Genomic DNA, 16,492 nt, shown 5'->3' with positions numbered 1-16,492 from the left:
GCTCAGGTCGTCGGGAAGCAGCCGGCCCGGGGAACGTCGGCCGGCCGCACGGCGATGGCCGGCGGAGGGGCCATCGTCAAGCCGCGGGTCGCGGGTTCGGCGGCCAAGGTCGCGGGCTCGGCCGCCAAGAGTTCGGTCGTTTCCGGTGCCGCATCCGGCAAGGTCGTCGCGCCGCGTGCCGGAGCCGCCGGGCGTGTCGTGGCGGCGAGCAAGCCGGTCAAGGTGGTGTCGGCTCGGGCGGCCACGCGCGACACCGGTGGTGGCGTGCCGCCGAAAGGCCGTACCACCGCTGCGTCCGCCGGCAGGAGCAATGCCGTCCGGTCCACCGGATCGTCGACGGCGGCCAAGCGCGGAACCGCAGCGTCGTCCAGCGCTACCGGATCGCGGGTAGCTGTCGGAGCGTCGACGAAGAAGATCGTCGCCGAGACGTCGAGGGGCGTCGCTGCCACGGCTGCGACTGCGAAGGCCGGTGTCAGGAAAGGTGCTGCGGCGGGGCCCGGTAAGGCTGCCGTGACGAAGCCCGGTGCCGGCAGAGTGACGGCGGGCAGTTCGGGCGCCGGGGCAGGCTCTGCCGCTTCCAACGCTCCGGCGGCCAGGAACGGAGCTGTGCGGGGACCAGCGGTGAAGGCCGCGACAGGGGGCGCCGGGCGCACCGGCCCGGGCAAGGCCACGGTCGCTGTCGTACCGGCTGCGCGAAAGAATGCATCCGGCGCGGGTAAGGCGACCGGCAAGGACCTCGCCGGCGGACGTGGGGGTGGAGCCGGCAACGTCGTCTCGATCGATCGTGGTACGGGACGAGTGGCCGCCGGGCGGAAGAACGCGGGACGCGGTGCGGCCGGCAGAGGCGCGGGCGGTGTGACCGTACCGATCGGATCGAAATCGGCCTCGGGCCGTCGGACCGGTGGGGCACGGCGGGTGGCCGCGGCTACCAGCAACCTGCCGAAGAACCAGGTGACGGTCTCGACCGACGACTGGGACGACGACACCGAAGGGCAGCCGTCCGACCCGTTCACCGGCCGGGCGCGATCCGACCAGGGCGTTTCCGGGGCGTACGGTGGCGGTGAAGAGGAAACCGAGATCGACGCCGGATCGCTGCCGGACGTGTCGTTCGTGGGTGGCTGGTTCCCGGCGCACCACGGGCAGCCGAATCCGGACGAGGACTCCGACCAGTGGGGCGCCGACCGTCCCGACCTGGAGGCCGTCGAGACCGGAGCCGGTCAGTCCGCGGCCGACGACGACGTTCCCGAGTACACCGGTCCGGCGGACGCTGTCGAATCCGGCTGGGTGTCCACGCTCGCCCGGGTGTCCAGCTCGGACGGGCGTGATCTCGGCGCGGACACCGACGGCGAACCGGACGAGGAATCCCGGTTCCCGGCCGCGGCGGACGATGCCCGAGAGGCCGGTGGGCGACCGTTCGGCGATGCGGTGGCGGACCATCTCGACGACGAGCTTGACGAGTTCGACGAGGAAGAGGACGAAGACGAGTTCGACGATCTCGACGAAGAGGACGATCGTGCCGGGGTCGTGACCGTCGCCATCCCGGACTCCGGGGAGCGGAGGACGTCCGCGTCCCGGCCGCGCCGGGGCCAGGCCGGGGCAGCGGAGACGGAGACAACGGAGCGACCCGAGAGCGACCGGTTCACGGCGGACGACCGGTTCACGGCGGACGACCGGTTCGTGGAGGACGGCGAGGCCGCGGCGCACGAGTTCGAGGACGAGGACGAGGCGGCCGAACTCGACGAGATCACCGCTCCCGGGACGAGCGTCTCTGGCGGCCGTTCGGCCGAGGGGACCACCACCGCGGGGGAGGCGGCCAAGGGCGTGGCGTCCAAGAAGGCGGCGCCCAAGACTTCGGCGGGTAAAGCGGCGGGAGCCGCGAGGACTGCTGCCAAGGCGGCAGGCGCTGCGGCGACGGCAGTGAAGACAGCAGACGCCGAATTCGAGGAGACCCGCACCGACGGCACCTCGGCCACCGCTGCCGGACCCGCCGCGCCCAAGGGACGGGGCACGGCGAAGGGCGCTACGACCCGGACGACCAGGGCCGCCGGCGCCAGGGCCACCGGAACCAGCAAGTCCGGGGCGTCTCCGGTGAAGACGATCGAGGGAGCCGCGAGCCGCACCACGGCCGGAAGCAAGAGCGCCGCGACCAAGGCGACCGGAACCAGGACTGCTGGGACCAAGACGACCCCCGCCAAGGCTGTCGGAAACAAGGCGGCCGCCGCCAAGACCGCTGGGACCAAGACCGCTGGGACCAAGACGGCGGGGACCACGGCAACCGGTACTCGGACCGCTGGGACGAAGGCCACCGGGATGAAGGCCACCGGGATGAAAGAGGCCGGGGCCAAGGCTACCGGGATGAAGGAGACCGGGGCGAAGGCTACCGGGGCGAGGGCCACGGGAGCCATGGCCACTGGGACCAAGGCGGCAGGGACCGCGGTGGCCGGGGCCAAGACGGCCAAGGCTGGGGTCGGCGGGACGAGAACGACCGGGACCAAAGCTGTTGGGACCACGGCTGCCGGAGGCAAGGCCACCGGTGCCAAGGCTGGTGCCGGCGTCCGGGCGGCCGGTGCTTCGGTAGCGAAAGACGCGGCAAAGGCCACTGGGGCACGGGCGACAGGTGCTACGGGGACCGGCTCCACCGCGGCGGTAGCTACCAAGGCGGCTGCGGCGAAGGCGAGCGCGACGAAAGCAACCGCAGCCAAGGCGACCGGGACAAAGGCGACCGGGACGAAGGCGAGCGGGACGAATGCGCCCCTCGGCAAGGCGACTGCGGCCAAGGCGACCGCTGGCAAGGCGACCGCTGGCAAGGCGACCGGGACGAAGGCGACTGGGACGAAGGCGACTGGGACGAAGGCGACCCTCGGCAAGGCGACTGCGGCTAAAGCGACCACTGGCAGGGCGGCCGGGACGAAGGCGACCCCCGGCAAGGCCGCTGCGGCGAAGGTGACCGCTGCCAAGGCGGCCGCTGGCAAGGCGACGGGAACCAAGGCGACGGGGACGAAGGCGACCCCCGGCAAGGGCACTGCGGCAAAGGTGACCGTCGCCAAGGCGGCGGCTGGCAAGGCGACGGGGACGAAGGCGGCCCCTGGCAAGGCGACTGCGGCCAAGGCGAGTGCGGGGAAAGCGACTGCGGCCAAGGCGGCCGGGGCTGATAGGACCGCGGCCACGACGAGCGGGAGCACCACAGCGGCAGGGAAGAAGGCTGCTGCCAAGGCTGCGGGAACCACTGCGGCGAAGACGGCCGTTGCGAAGAAGGCGGCTGCCAAGGCGACCGCAGCGACCAAGGCTTCGGTCAAGGGCGCCGCAGCGACGAAGGCAGGGGCGGCGAAGGCTGCTCCGGCCAAGAGTGCAGGAAGGACGGCCGCACCCGCCAAGGCGGTCAAGGCCACCCCGGCCAAGGCGGCACCTGCGAAGGCGGCCAAGACCGCGCCGGTCAAGGCTGCCAAAGCGACGGCGGCCAAGAGTGCACCTGCTAAAACGGCTGCGAAAGCGTCGGCCGGCAAGGCCGCACCTGCCAAGGCGACGGCGAAGACCACAAGTGCCAAGAAGGCCACAGTGGCCAGGGCGACGCCCGCGAAGTCAGCGGCAGCCAAAACGGCCGTAACCAAGGTCACTCCCAGCAAAGCCGGCGCGGCCAAGGCGATGCCTGTCAAAGCGGGCGCGGCCAAGTCGACCCCCGGCAAGGCGGGCGCGGCGAAGGCGGTGCCGAGCAAGGCGGGGGCCACCAAGTCGACTAAGACCAAGTCGGCTGGGACCAAGTCGACTGGGACCAAGGCGGCGCCGAGCAGGGCGGCTGGGACCAAGGCGGCTCCCGGCAGGGCAGGTGTGGCTACGGCTGCGCCCAGCAAGGCGAGTTCGGCCAAGGCGGCGCCCGGGAGAGCGGCTGCGAAGGCTACGGCAACCAAGACTGTCGCTGCCAGGGCGACCGCTGGTGGTGGGACGGCCAGGACGGCCGGCAGTGCTGGGGCCACCAAGGTGACCGGAGCGAAGACGAGCGCGACCAAGGCGACAGGAGCCAAGGCAACGACGACGGCGGCCAAGGGGACGGGAGCCAAGGCAACGACGACGGCGGCCAAGGGGCCGGGAGCCAAGGCGGCGGGCGCCCAGGCCACAGGGGCCAAGGTGACCGGTACCAAGTCGGCGGCCATGACCACGGCAGCGAAGACCACGGCGGCCAGAGCCACGGTGGCGAAGTCGACGACGGCCAAGGTGACGACGGCGAAGGCCACGCGGGCGGCCGGGTCGAATGCGGCGTCGGCGGGGAAGGGCACGGCGGCCAAGGGCTCGGCCGGGAAGACGGCCGGAAGCAGGGCCGATGCGGCGAAGACCACCGCGGGCCGGGCCGCCAACGCGAAAGCAGCGCCGGCCGGAACGGGGACGGGGCCTGCCGCGGTGAAAGCCACGGGGAACGCGGCCAAGGCGACTCGGGCGGCCCGGAGTTCCGGGACGAACGCGGGGGCTGTCACGCGTACGCCGGGAAGTGCTCGAACCGCTCGTAACACGCCCAAGGGTGAGCCGGTGCAGGCGTCCCGCGCGCCGTCGCGGCGTCGCTGATCCGGCGGAACGGGAAGCGCGTCGCCGGTGTCCGTCACCGGCGGCGCGCTTCTTCTGGTGTGACGCCTCGGCGGCAACGGTGCGCGTCGGCTGGTAGGAATGAGCCGTGCCGATCAAACGGGTGGTGGCGCCGCAGATCGACTTCTCGGGGCTGCGGCGGGAGCTGGGATTGCCGGACGAGTTTCCGGAGGCGGTGCTCGCTGAGGCCGGGGAGGCCGCTCGGGCTACGGGGATGCCGGAGACGGATCGCAGCGCGATCGAGTTCGTGACGATCGATCCGGCCTCGTCGCGGGATCTCGACCAGGCGATGCATCTGAGCCGCCGGCCCGGGGGTGGGTATCGGGTTCACTATGCGATCGCCGATGTCGCGTCCTATGTGCGGCCCGGCGGGGTGCTGGAGTCGGAGAGCTGGCGCCGGGGGCAGACGGTGTATCTGCCGGACGGGCGGGTTCCGCTGCATCCGCCGGTGCTCAGTGAGGACGCGGTGAGTCTGCTGCCGGGCGGGGACCGGGCCGCCGTCGTGTGGACGATCGACCTCGACGGGGACGGCGAGACCGTGGCCGTCCGCCTGGAGCGGGCCCGCGTGCGGAGCCGGGCGAAGCTGGACTACGCGGGGGTGCAGCGGCAGATCGATGCGGGGACCGCCCCGGAGATGCTGACGCTGCTGCCGGAGATCGGCGGGCTGCTCGCGCGGCGGGCGTCGGATCGGGGTGCGGTGAACCTTCCGCTGCCGTCGCAGGAGGTCGAGCGGGACAGTGGCGGCTGGCGGCTGGTACTGCGGGCGCCCCTGCCGATCGAGGAGCACAACGCGCAGATCTCGCTGCTCACCGGTATGGCGGCGGCGCGGATCATGCTGGACGGCGGGATCGGCCTGCTGCGGACCATGCCCCGGCCGAAGCCCGAAGCCGTCGAGAAACTGCGGGCCGCCGCCGGGCCGCTCGGCATCCCGTGGCCGGACGGCGCCCAGGTCGGGGCGGTAATCGCGGCCGTCGACCCGGCGGATCCGCGGGGCGCGGCCTTCCTCGACCAGGCCGCCGAACTGCTCCGCGGCGCCGCCTACACCGCCTTCGGCGTGCCCGCGCCACCGGAGCCCGGCCGCGCGGGCGCGACCCAAGGCGCGGCGGCTCAGGGCTCGGCGGCTCTAGGCACGGCAGGCCAGGGCGCGGCAGGCCAGGGCGCGGTCGGTCAGGGTGCGGCAGGCCAGGGCGCGGCAGGCCAGGGTGCAGCTGGCCAGGGCACGGTTGGCCAGGGCGCGGCGGCCGGGGCCGGGCGCGGCGGGGGTGACGGTCAGGGGCCGGAGAACGGGGGAGACGTTCTCGGCGTGCCGGCGGATGCGGGCCACGGCGGGGTCGGGGCGCCGTACGCGCACGTCACGGCGCCGCTGAGGCGGCTCGCGGATCGATACGCGACGGAGGCCTGCCTGGCGATGTACGGGGGCCGGCCGGTCCCCGGGTGGGTGCTGGACGCTCTGCCCCGGCTGCCGAAGGCGATGTCGTCGACGGATCGGGTGGCGGGTGCGGCCGACCGTGGCGCGATCGACCTGGCCGAGGCGGTGCTGCTGCAGGGCCGGATCGGTGAGGTGTTCGAGGCGGCCGTGCTGGACCGGGAGGACGCGAACGGCAAACGGCCGGCCGGCGGGACGATCGCCCTGGACGAGCCGGCCGTACGCGCCAGATGTGCCGGGGACCTGCCGCTGGGGGAGCGGGTCGCGGTGCGGTTGACGGCGGCCGACCCGGAGAGCCGGACGGTCCGCTTCGAGAAGGCGTGAGGACGGCGGGCGGACATCGGGAATGGGCACGGGCGCCGGGGCGAGGGTCGTGGCCGCTCGTGACGGTGTGGGCAGGGCGGGACGGGGTCCGTTGCGGGTGAGCGCTGCGGACCCCGTACCACTCAGAAGGTGTGCTCCGCGGCGGGGAACTCGCCGTTGCGGACCTCGTCCGCGAATTGTCGCGTCGCCTCGGTGAGCGCGCCGGCGAGATCGGCGTAGCGTTTCACGAAGCGCGGCGCCTTGCCGGTGCGCAGCCCGGCCATGTCCTGCCAGACCAGCACCTGAGCATCGGTGTCGGGGCCCGCGCCGATGCCGACCGTCGGGATCGGCAGCTCCTTGGTGATCTGCTTGGAGACCTCGCCGGGGACCATCTCCAGGACCACCGCGAAGGCGCCCGCGTCGGCGACCGCCCGGGCGTCCGAGATCACCTCGGCGCCCTCGTTGTCCCGGCCCTGGACGCGGTATCCGCCGATGGCGTGCTCGCGCTGCGGGGTGAAGCCGATGTGCGCCATCACCGGGATGCCGGCGCCGGTGATCGCCTCGATCTGCGGGGCCATCCGGCGGCCGCCCTCGAGTTTGACCGCGTGGCAGCCGCCCTCCTTCATGAACCGGACGGCGGTGCGCAGCGCCTGGGTGGGGCCCTCCTCGTAGCTGCCGAACGGCAGATCGCCGACGATCAGCGCGGTCTTGGTGGCCCGCACGACCGCGCGGACCAGCGGCAACAGCTCGTCGACGGTGACCGGGACGGTGGTCTCGTAGCCGTAGACGTTGTTGGCGGCCGAGTCGCCGACCAGCAGCACCGGCACGCCGGACTGGTCGAAGATCTGCGCGGTGTACATGTCGTAGGACGTGAGCATCGGCCAGCGGTCGCCGCGGACCTTGGCGTTGAGCAGGTCACGGGTGCGGACCCGGCGGGTCGGCGGCCCACCGTACAGGGTGGGGATCTCGGACATGGCGTTTCTCCTCCCTCGAGGCCGCGCGAGTGCGGTCCCCGGGTCCGCACATCGTTACACCTCTACACGCCTTCGCGAAACAGGTTGGTAATAGGGAGGCGACGATCACGGCCGAACGCCTTGCCGGAGATCTTGGTGCCGGGAGCCGACTGCCGCCTCTTGTACTCCGCCAGGTCGATCATGCGTAGCGTACGGTCCACCAGGGCCGGGTCGTTGCCGGCGGCGATCAGCTCGTCGCGGCCCAGATCCCGGTCGACGTAGCCCTTGATGATCGGGTCGAGGATCTCGTAGTCGGGCAGCGAGTCGGAGTCCTTCTGGTCGGGCCGCAGCTCGGCGCTGGGTGCCTTGGTGATCGAGTTCTCCGGGATCGGGGGTGTGCCGGGCTGGGTGTTGCGCCACCGCGCGAGCTGCCACACCATCGTCTTCGGCACGTCCTTGAGCGGATTGAACCCGCCGACCGAATCGCCGTAGAGGGTCGAGTAGCCGACCGCCAGCTCGCTCTTGTTGCCGGTGGTCAGGACCAGGTGCCCCTCCTGGTTGGAGAGCGCCATCAGGATCACGCCGCGGACCCGGGCCTGCAGATTCTCCACCGCCAGGCCGGAGAGCGACATGTTGGCCAGGAACGCGTCGACCATCGCCTGGATCGGCTCGGTGCGGTAGTCGAGGCCGGTGCGTTTGGCCAGGTCGGCCGCGTCGTCCTTGGAGTGGTCGGAGGAGAAGCCGCTGGGCAGCGAGACGCCGACCACCCGCTCCGGGCCGAGGGCGTCGACGGCGATCGCGGCGACCACGGCCGAGTCGATGCCACCGGAGAGGCCGAAGATCACCGAGGGGAAACGGTTCTTGTTCACATAGTCGCGCAGGCCCAGCACCAGGGCGGACCAGATCTCGGCCTCGTCGGAGAGCCGCTCCGCGATGCCGCCCCGCCGGGTGTCCGCGGGCGGGGCCAGGGTGACGCCGGTCGCCACCCGGTCGATCTTGAGCGCCGAGGGCCCGGGCTCCGATGCCCTGGGATCGAGATCCAGGTCGTGCACGAGCAGCTCCTCGCCGAACTGCCCGGTGCGGGCCAGCAGCTCCCCGGTCTCCGAGACGATCATCGAGTCGCCGTCGAAGACCAGCTCGTCCTGCCCGCCGACCATGTTGACGAACGCGACCGCGGCGCCCGCCTCCACGGCCCGCCGCTGGACCAGCGCGAGCCGCACGTCGTCCTTGTTCAACTCGTACGGCGAGGCGTTGATGTTGACCACCAGGCTCACCCCGGCCCGCCGCGCCGCGGTGAACGGCCCGCCCGCCTGCCAGATGTCCTCGCACACGGTGAGCGCCACGTCCACCCCGCCGAGCCGGACCACGGTCAGCGTGTCGCCGGGCTCGAAGTAGCGGTCCTCGTCGAAGACGCCGTAGTTGGGCAGGTGGTGCTTGTAGTAGGTGGCCACCACCTCGCCGCGGTGCAGCAGCGCGGACGCGTCGCGCCGGCCGCTGCCGGGCGCCGCGTCGGAGCTGATCGCCGGTGGGCCGTCGGCGTCCACGTAACCGACCACCACCGCCAGCTCGCCCAGGCCGTCGGCGGCCAGGCCGGCGGCGAGATCACGCAGGCCCTGCCGGGACGCCTCGACGAACGAGTTGCGGAAGACCAGATCCTCGATGGGGTAGCCGGTCAGCATCATCTCGGGGAAGGCGACCAGGTGTGCTCCGGCGTCCGCCGCCTCCCGGGACCAGCGCCGCACCGACGCCGCGTTGCCGCGGATGTCGCCGACTGTCGAGTTCACCTGAGCGAGAGCGATGCGCAACGTGGGCATGCTCTTATTCTTCCTCCAAGGCGGGCTTTTCGATCCCGACCCGGGCCGACGTCACAGACGATGGTCAGCGTAGTCTCGGCTCGATAGGTGGACATCCGAACGAGGGGTGGAAGTGGACCGACAGCAGGAGTTCGTGCTTCGCACGCTCGAGGAGCGCGACATCCGTTTTGTCCGGCTCTGGTTCACCGACGTGCTCGGCACGCTGAAGAGCGTGTCCGTCGCCCCGGCCGAGCTGGAGTCCGCCTTCGAGGAGGGCATCGGCATCGACGGCTCGGCGATCGAGGGCTTCGCCCGGGTCTACGAGTCGGACATGGTGGCCATGCCCGACCCGACCACGTTCCAGGTCTTCCCGTTCGAGGGCGGCGTCTCCGGTGAGAGCGCCCGGATGTTCTGCGACATCCTGCTGCCCGACGGCAGCGCCGCCTGGGCCGACCCGCGCCACGTGCTGCGCCGCGCCCTGGCCAAGGCCGCCGAGAAGGGTTTCACCTTCTACACCCACCCCGAGGTCGAGTTCTTCCTGATCCAGGACGGGGTCAACGACGGCTCGGTGCCGGTCCCGGTCGACACCGGCGGCTACTTCGACCACACCACCCACGCGGTGGCCCGCGACTTCCGCCGGCAGGCCGTGCTCGCCCTGGAGCGGATCGGCATCTCGGTCGAGTTCAGCCACCACGAGGTCGCGCCCGGCCAGCAGGAGATCGACCTGCGGTATGCCGACGCCCTCACCACGGCCGACAACATCATGACGTTCCGGCACGTGGTCAAGGAGGTGGCGCTCTCCCAGGGCGTCAAGGCGACCTTCATGCCGAAGCCGTACACCGACCAGCCCGGCTCGGGCATGCACACCCACCTGTCGCTGTTCGAGGGCGAGCGCAACGTCTTCTACGACAGCGAGGACCCGCAGAAGCTGTCGAAGACGGCCCGGTCGTTCATCGCCGGCCTGCTGGTGCACGCCCGGGAGTACACGGCGGTCACCAACCAGTGGGTCAACTCGTACAAGCGGCTCTTCCCGCTGCAGCTCCCGGACCGGATCACCGAGTCCCCGGCGTTCGTCAGCTGGGGCCACCTCAACCGGTCGGCGCTGGTCCGCGTCCCGGCGTTCGGCAAGCCCAACTCGGCCCGGGTCGAGGTGCGCTCGATCGACTCGGCGGCCAACCCGTATCTGGCTTTCGCGGTGATGCTCGGCGCCGGTCTCAAGGGCATCGAAGAGGGGTACGAGTTGCCCCCCGGCGCCGAGGACGACGTGTGGTCGCTGTCCCCGGCCGAGCGCAAGGCCGCCGGCTACGAGGCGCTCCCGGAGAACCTGTCCGAGGCGATCGACGTGATGGCCGGCTCCGAGCTGATCGCCGAGGTGCTGGGCGAGCACGTCTTCGACTTCTTCCTCCGTAACAAGCGGGCCGAGTGGGAGCAGTTCCGCCGCGAGGTCACCCCCTACGAGCGCCAGCGCTACCTCGGCGCCCTGTAAGCCGCCGTCATCGAGAAAGGGCCTCTCCCGTCGGAGAGGCCCTTTCCCGTGTGTGGCGCCAGGCGGCGACGGTGTCCGAGCCGTCACCGCCTGGCTGGTGCGGTTGCCGGGCGCTGGGTGGGGGCGACCCTTACCGGCAACCGACCGCTAAAGGCACCCGGCGGACCGCCCGTTCCCCAGATCCGGTCCGCCGGGTGCCGGCTTCATCTGCGCGGCCTCGAGCTGGTGCTCGGGCTTGCGCTGCCGCTCGGCCGTGGTCTCGGCGACCACTGGCCGCCGTCGTCCGGGCGCTGCTCGTCGTCCCTGTCGTCGCCGTAGCCGCCGGGCTGTGTCGGATAGCCCGGGCGAGGGCTGAACGTGCTCCCGAACGCGCTGCTGCTCGGGCTGTTGCGGGGGCCGCTGCCGCAGAACTGCTCGACCCGCTCGCGGTCCCTCTCGCCGGCCCGTTTCACCAGCTCGCCGAAGCGGCCGTCGTTGAGGGCGCGGGTCCGGGTGTCCCGGTCGTGGAGGGTGAACTCCTGGCAGAGCTCGGTCACCCGGTCCCGGTGGACGGTGGGGGTGGCGGCGGGCCGCGGCACCGCCGGCGTGGTCTGCTCCGGCGTCGCCGAGGCCGCCCGGCTCGCCGGGGTGGAGACGATGGGCGAGTCGTCGGCGAGCGGCCCCGGCAGGGCGCCCGTGTTGGCGGCCAGGGCCACGCCGCCGATCGTCGCCGAGGTGCCGAGGGCGACCACCACGACCTTGAGGGTGAGCAGCCGGGCCACCGCCGAGCGGAGCGGCGAGCACCGCCGGCGCGGCGCGGGAGCGAGCCCGGCGGTGCGGAACGCCGCCATCACGTCGGCCTCCCCGGCCAGCTCCTGCGCGGTCGCGGGCGCCGTCGCCGCGGCCAGCACCTGGTCGAGCGGGTGCCCGGTCCGGTCGCCGCGCAGCAGGCGGTCCGCGGTCCTCCGGTCCATCTCGCTCCACTCCTCCGGGCTGGTCATCTCATCTCCTTCAGCGCCGCGGCCGCCGAATTCGTCACCGGGTTGTTCCAGGCGGCCGTCCGGCGTTGTTCCGGAGGCCGCTGGGGGGCGGGCGGCGGGAACCGGGCGGCGAGTTGTCGCAGACCCCGATAGGCGGCGGTACGGACCGCGCCGGCCCGCCGGCCCAGGATCTTGCCGGTGGTCGCGGCGTCCAGCCCGACCACGACCCGCAACATCACCGCCTCGGCCTGCTCCTGCGGCAGCGACGCGATCAGCGCGAGCGCGGCGTCGGTGGTGACCAGCTCCATGGCCCGGTCGGCGGTGTCGTCGGCGGCGCTCAGCTCGGTCAGATGGTCGACCGGGGCGCTCGACTGCGGGCGGCGCCGCTGGGCGCGCAGCAGGTCCATGGCCCGGTGCCGGGCGATCGTGGCGGTCCAGCCGCGGAAGCCGTCCCAGTCGCCGGAGAAGCTCCGCAGGTCACGGGCGATCTGCAACCAGGCCTCGGAGGCGACGTCCTCGGCGTCCTCGGCGACCAGCACCCGCAGGTAGCGCAGCAGGGCCGGCTGCTGGGTGCGGTAGAGCAGGCGGAACGCCGCCTCGTCGCCCTGCTGGGCCGCCCGGACCACGTCGTCGAGGCCCTCCGGTGCCACCATCCAACGACCTCCGCGCCTCACGTCGGCCCCGCACACCGCATGCGGGCTCCCCTGGTACAGCGCCCTCTGATGAAAAAACGTCACCGCGGCGTCAGCCGTCCGATCGACTCGGTAGATCCGCTCCGATACGGTCTTGTGCGAACCACATCTGACTAGGGAGAAGTCGTGCTCGAAGATCTGCTTGAGGGCGCCGGGCGCAGCATAGTGTTCGGCGGCGTCGGCATCCTGTTGATGGCTGTCGGCTTCGTTCTGATCGACGTGCTCACTCCGGGCAAGCTGCGCGATCTGATCTGGGTGGAGCGCAACCCGAACGCGGCGCTGCTGCTGGCGTCGAACCAGCTGGGCATCGCCGCCATCGTCTTCACCTCGATCTTCACCACCTACGAGTCGTTCGGTCAGGGGCTGGCGTCCACCGCGCTGTTCGGCGTGATCGGCATCGGCATCATGGGCCTGGCCTTCCTGGTGCTGGACTGGCTGACCCCGGGCAAGCTGGGCGAGGTCATCTGCACCCAGGACCGGCACCCCGGCGCCCTGGTCAGCGCCGCCTCACACTTCGGCGCGGCCCTGATCGTCTGCGCCTGCATCGCCTGACGGTTTCTGATCACTCTCACTCGCCGCGGCCGAAGTCGCCGATCGCGGCGGCCGGGCCGAGACGACGGATGCGGGGCAGATCCTCGGCGATCGCCCCGCCCGCCAGGATCAGCGGCACCACGGCGAGCTGCGCCACCGCGACCAGATGCCCCAGCGGCACGGCCGCGAGCACCAGCACGGCCGCGCCCAGCCGGTACGCCACGCCCGGGATCCCGAGCAGCCGGAGGAAGGCAGCGTGGCCCAGCAGGTAGAGCGCCACACCGCCGGAGAGCGCGATCGCCGGCCCCCAGTGCAGCGGCTCGAAGGCGTGTCCGACCGTCTTCTTGATGCCGACCGCCGCGACCACGATGCCGAGCAGCATCGGCAGATGCGCGTAATACCAGGCGTTCAGCGCTAGCCGTGCCCGCCGCGCCGGCTCGGCCGCCGCGGCCAGCACGTGCTCGGCCCGCTTGTCGTCGCCGGCGAAGTAGTACCACCACAGGTAGTAGGCGATGCACAGGGCGAGAATGGCGACCAGCACCGCCCCGCCGTCCAGGCGCACGTCCCGGAAGCCCAGGCCGATCGCGATGATCGACTCGCCGATCGCGATGATCATGACGAGGCTGTGCCGCTCGACGAAGTGGCCCGCGGTGATCGAGTGCATCTCGGCCGGGTGCACGTAACCGGCGACGATCTGCACCAGCGGCGCCGCGGCCCAGCACAGGTGCCGCCACGGCTCGGGCAGGAAACCGCCGGTCAGCACCAGGGCGGCGGCCAGCAGGTTGAGCGGGCCGAGCGTGCGCATCATCCGGCGGGCGGCCGGCCCCGCCTGCCGGAAGAGCACCAGATGGACCACGTTCACCACGACGTAGCCGGCGCCGAAGATCCAGCCGTACGACCCGAACGCCTCCGGCACGGCCAGCGCCGTCACCAGGAAGCCGGCCATCCCGGCGAGCAGCAGCGTCCGCCGGGTGGTCGTGGTCGGGGCCACCGCGTTGGTGAGCCAGGCGTACCCCGAGTACATCCAGAAGATCGCGAACAGGATCAGCACCACGTCGAGCAGGCCGGCCGGGGACAGGTCGTGGGCGAGGGCGTCGGCGAGCTGGGTGACGGTGAAGACGAAGACGAGGTCGAAGAAGAGCTCCAGAGTGGAGACGCGGATCTCCGTGGACTGCTGCTGCGTCATGGCGCGCAGCTTAGGACAGCGCGCTAAATGTCGTACCCCCGCTTTATGGTCGTGGGGTGAATCGAACCGATCGGCTGTATGCGCTCGTCGAGGAGCTGCGGGCGGTCGCCCCGCGGCCACGCAGCGCCCGCTGGCTGGCGGGGCGCTTCGAGGTGAGCGTCCGCACGGTCGAGCGGGACATCGCGGCGCTGCAGCAGTCCGGCACCCCGATCTGGGCCGAGCCCGGCCGCGCCGGCGGCTACTGCCTGGACCGCGCGCACACCCTGCCGCCGGTCAACCTGACGCCGGAGGAGGCGGTCGCCATGGCGCTCGCCCTGCGCGGCATGGCCGGCAGCCCGTTCCGGCAGCCCGCGGCGAGCGCGCTGCGCAAGGTGCTGGCCGCGATGCGCCCGGAGGACGTGGCCGCCGCGCACGACCTGGCTGGGCGCATCCAGCTGGCCGGTGACGCGACGCCGATGACGCTGCCACGGCTGGCCGGCGGCCCGCTGCCGGTGGGCTGCGTGCTGCGGATCGGCTATGCCGACCGGTTCGGCGCCGTGACCCTGCGCGACATCGAGCCGCTGGGTTATGTCGGGGTCGGCGAGCGGTGGTATCTGATCGCCTGGTGCCGGCTGCGGGGGTCGGTGCGGATCTTCCGGTCCGACCGGATCAGTTCGGTGACGCCGACCCGGGAGACGGCGCCGCCGCGGTCGCTCAGCGAGGCCGGTGTGGACATCCCGCACCGGCTGCGCCCGCTGAGCCTGATCTGAGCCCGGTCAGCCGGCCGGGGGCGTGAAGACCTGGAACTGGTTGCCCGCCGGGTCGAGCAGGTGGGCGATCTCGATCCCGGCCGCCGACGTGCGCCGCACCAGCACCTTGCCGCCCGCCGCCTCGGCCGCCCGGCAGACGGCGTCGGTGTCGTCGACCTGCACCGAGAAGACGGCGTGGTTCGGCCCCTGCCCGCCGGTGTCCGCGAGCCCGCCCTGGATGCCGCCCTCGGCCGGGGTGCTGATGATGCGGTAACCGGGCACTGTGGCGTCGAAGGTCCAGCCGAAGAGGCCGCCGTAGAAGCGCTCGGCCTCCTCCGGCCGGTCGGTGCCGATCTGGAACCAGGCGATGCCGTTCACTGCGGACATGATCTCTCTCCTTGGTCGTGGGACCCCTTCACTCTGGAGCCCACGGCCGACACCGTCCTGTCGGTGTTTCCGGGCTTTGACAGGATCACCCGGATGGGAGACATCAGCCTGGAACCGGTCACCGCCGCCAACTGGCGCGACTGTGCCGCGCTCACCGTCCATCCGGATCAGCGGCGGTTCGTCGCCGACGTCGCCTACTACCTCTGCATGTGCCACTACGGCGACACCTGGAACCCGTTCGCGGTGGTCCGGGACGGCACGGTGGTGGGGTTCGTGATCTGGGGCGTCGACGACGACGGGAGCCGCTGGATCGGCGGTCTCGTGGTGGATGCAAGACATCAGCGGCAGGGCGTCGGCCGGGAGGTGGTCCGGCGGCTGCGGGAGCGGTTGATCGCCGAGCCGGGTACGCCGAACGTGGCGCTCAGCTACCAGCCGGCCAACACCGCGGCCCGCGGTCTCTACCTCTCGCTGGGCTTCGTGGAGACCGGCGAGACCGAGGACGACGAGGTCGTCGCGAGGTGGGCGCCGCAGGTCTAGGTGAGGCGGTGCACGTCGATCACGAGCTTGCCCGACGTGGTGCGGCTCTCCAGGTCGGCGTGCGCCCGGCCGACCGCGGACAGCGGATACCGCCCGCCGATCCGGGCGGTCAGCAGGCCCCGCCCGGCCAGGTGGAACAGGCGGGCCGCGCTGGATCGGTAGAGTTCCTCGTCGTCCAGGACCCGCTGCAGCCAGAAGCCGAGCACCCCGGTCGACGCGGTCATCAGATCATCCACCGCCACCGTGTTGGCCACGTCGCTCGCCCCGCCGTACGCCACGATCCGCCCGAACGGCGCCAGCGCCCCGTGCAGCTGCTCGAACGTCCGCCCGCCCACACTGTCGAGCACCAGCGTCGGCGCCTCGCCGAGCGCCGCGCCCAGGTCCGGGTGGTGGGAGTCGACGGTGACGTGCGCCCCGAGCTCGGTGAGGAACGCGCGTTTCGCCGGTGACGAGGCCAGCGCGATCACCCGCGCCCCGGCCGCCCGGGCCAGCTGCACGGCCAGATGGCCGACCCCGCCGGCGGCCGCGGTGACGACCACGACGTCGTCGGCGCCGACCCGGCCCAGGGTGTGCAGGCTGTGCCAGGCGGTCAGCCCCTGCTCCAGCACGGCGAGCGCCTGCTCGTCGCTCACCTCGCCGGGCACGTCGACCACGTGCTGCGCCGGGGCGACCTGCGCGTAACCGCCGCCGGCGCGCAGCAGCGCGGCGACCCGGCGGCCGGACCGCAGGCGGCCCACCACGTCGGCGCCGAGCACGGCGGGCAGGGACGGCTTCTCGTACTCACCGCGGCGGCGGTGGACGTCCGCGAAGTTGACTCCCGCCAGCGTCACGTCGACCACCTCGCCGGCGGGCGCCGGGAGCTCGGTCAGCGCGAAGACGTCGGGGCCGCCGAAGGCGGTGATGACGGCGGCGAGCATGCCCCATTGAATCAGCAGGCGT

At 72.3% G+C, this 16,492-nt stretch carries 14 protein-coding genes; 6 read left to right on the top strand and 8 right to left on the bottom strand.

The window, feature by feature from the left end:
* Nucleotides 1-2: 2 nt before the first annotated feature.
* A complete protein-coding gene (locus tag BM290_RS48135; RefSeq protein ID WP_093610948.1) occupies nucleotides 3-449 on the bottom strand; it encodes a hypothetical protein in 447 nt (148 codons plus the stop codon).
* A 502-nt stretch (nucleotides 450-951) separates the two neighbouring features.
* Between BM290_RS48135 and BM290_RS47105 the strand changes: the two genes are divergently transcribed.
* Nucleotides 952-4,554 carry a TrbL/VirB6 family protein gene (locus tag BM290_RS47105; protein WP_177319598.1) on the top strand — a complete coding sequence of 1,201 codons (3,603 nt, stop codon included), beginning with the start codon at nucleotides 952-954 and terminating at the stop codon, nucleotides 4,552-4,554.
* A gap of 106 nt (nucleotides 4,555-4,660) precedes the next feature.
* Nucleotides 4,661-6,322 carry an RNB domain-containing ribonuclease gene (locus tag BM290_RS06405; RefSeq protein ID WP_093610945.1) on the top strand — a complete coding sequence of 554 codons (1,662 nt, stop codon included), beginning with the start codon at nucleotides 4,661-4,663 and terminating at the stop codon, nucleotides 6,320-6,322.
* Between the two features lie 122 nt (nucleotides 6,323-6,444).
* Here BM290_RS06405 and panB read toward each other — a convergent pair whose 3' ends face one another.
* A complete protein-coding gene (gene panB / locus BM290_RS06400; protein ID WP_093610943.1) occupies nucleotides 6,445-7,275 on the bottom strand; it encodes a 3-methyl-2-oxobutanoate hydroxymethyltransferase in 831 nt (276 codons plus the stop codon).
* 62 nt (nucleotides 7,276-7,337) lie between these two features.
* Nucleotides 7,338-9,068, bottom strand: a complete 1,731-nt coding sequence (locus tag BM290_RS06395) for an NAD+ synthase (RefSeq protein ID WP_093610941.1) — start codon at nucleotides 9,066-9,068, stop codon at nucleotides 7,338-7,340.
* A 112-nt stretch (nucleotides 9,069-9,180) separates the two neighbouring features.
* On the opposite strand from BM290_RS06395, the gene glnA reads away from it, so the two are divergent.
* Nucleotides 9,181-10,533 carry a type I glutamate--ammonia ligase gene (gene glnA, locus BM290_RS06390; RefSeq protein WP_093610939.1) on the top strand — a complete coding sequence of 451 codons (1,353 nt, stop codon included), beginning with the start codon at nucleotides 9,181-9,183 and terminating at the stop codon, nucleotides 10,531-10,533.
* A 203-nt stretch (nucleotides 10,534-10,736) separates the two neighbouring features.
* Here glnA and BM290_RS06385 read toward each other — a convergent pair whose 3' ends face one another.
* Complete coding sequence (locus BM290_RS06385; protein WP_093610937.1) at nucleotides 10,737-11,513, bottom strand: hypothetical protein; 777 nt, start codon at nucleotides 11,511-11,513, stop codon at nucleotides 10,737-10,739.
* A complete protein-coding gene (locus tag BM290_RS06380; protein WP_093610935.1) occupies nucleotides 11,510-12,145 on the bottom strand; it encodes an RNA polymerase sigma factor in 636 nt (211 codons plus the stop codon). The genes BM290_RS06385 and BM290_RS06380 overlap by 4 nt, the downstream gene beginning before the upstream one ends.
* 165 nt (nucleotides 12,146-12,310) lie before the next feature.
* Between BM290_RS06380 and BM290_RS06375 the strand changes: the two genes are divergently transcribed.
* Nucleotides 12,311-12,736, top strand: a complete 426-nt coding sequence (locus BM290_RS06375; RefSeq protein WP_093610933.1) for a DUF350 domain-containing protein — start codon at nucleotides 12,311-12,313, stop codon at nucleotides 12,734-12,736.
* 16 nt (nucleotides 12,737-12,752) lie between these two features.
* Here BM290_RS06375 and BM290_RS06370 read toward each other — a convergent pair whose 3' ends face one another.
* Nucleotides 12,753-13,901, bottom strand: a complete 1,149-nt coding sequence (locus BM290_RS06370; RefSeq protein ID WP_093610931.1) for a low temperature requirement protein A — start codon at nucleotides 13,899-13,901, stop codon at nucleotides 12,753-12,755.
* 56 nt (nucleotides 13,902-13,957) lie between these two features.
* On the opposite strand from BM290_RS06370, the gene BM290_RS06365 reads away from it, so the two are divergent.
* The gene (locus BM290_RS06365; RefSeq protein WP_093610929.1) at nucleotides 13,958-14,650 is read left to right on the top strand and encodes a helix-turn-helix transcriptional regulator; all 693 of its coding nucleotides are present in this window, start codon (nucleotides 13,958-13,960) and stop codon (nucleotides 14,648-14,650) included.
* A gap of 6 nt (nucleotides 14,651-14,656) precedes the next feature.
* Here the strand turns inward: BM290_RS06365 and BM290_RS06360 are convergent, their stop codons facing one another.
* On the bottom strand, nucleotides 14,657-15,016 hold the full coding sequence (locus BM290_RS06360) for a VOC family protein (RefSeq protein WP_093610927.1): 360 nt from the start codon (nucleotides 15,014-15,016) through the stop codon (nucleotides 14,657-14,659).
* Between the two features lie 93 nt (nucleotides 15,017-15,109).
* Here BM290_RS06360 and BM290_RS06355 point away from each other — a divergent pair, with 93 nt between their 5' ends.
* Nucleotides 15,110-15,553, top strand: a complete 444-nt coding sequence (locus tag BM290_RS06355) for a GNAT family N-acetyltransferase (RefSeq protein WP_093610925.1) — start codon at nucleotides 15,110-15,112, stop codon at nucleotides 15,551-15,553.
* On the opposite strand, the gene BM290_RS06350 is transcribed toward BM290_RS06355, so the two are convergent.
* Nucleotides 15,550-16,470, bottom strand: a complete 921-nt coding sequence (locus tag BM290_RS06350) for a quinone oxidoreductase family protein (protein ID WP_093610923.1) — start codon at nucleotides 16,468-16,470, stop codon at nucleotides 15,550-15,552. The genes BM290_RS06355 and BM290_RS06350 overlap by 4 nt on opposite strands.
* Nucleotides 16,471-16,492 lie beyond the last annotated feature (22 nt).

Origin of the sequence: Actinoplanes philippinensis (genome assembly GCF_900113015.1) — a bacterium.
GTDB lineage: Bacteria > Actinomycetota > Actinomycetes > Mycobacteriales > Micromonosporaceae > Actinoplanes > Actinoplanes philippinensis.
This window is presented reverse-complemented; position numbering and strand designations above follow the sequence as displayed.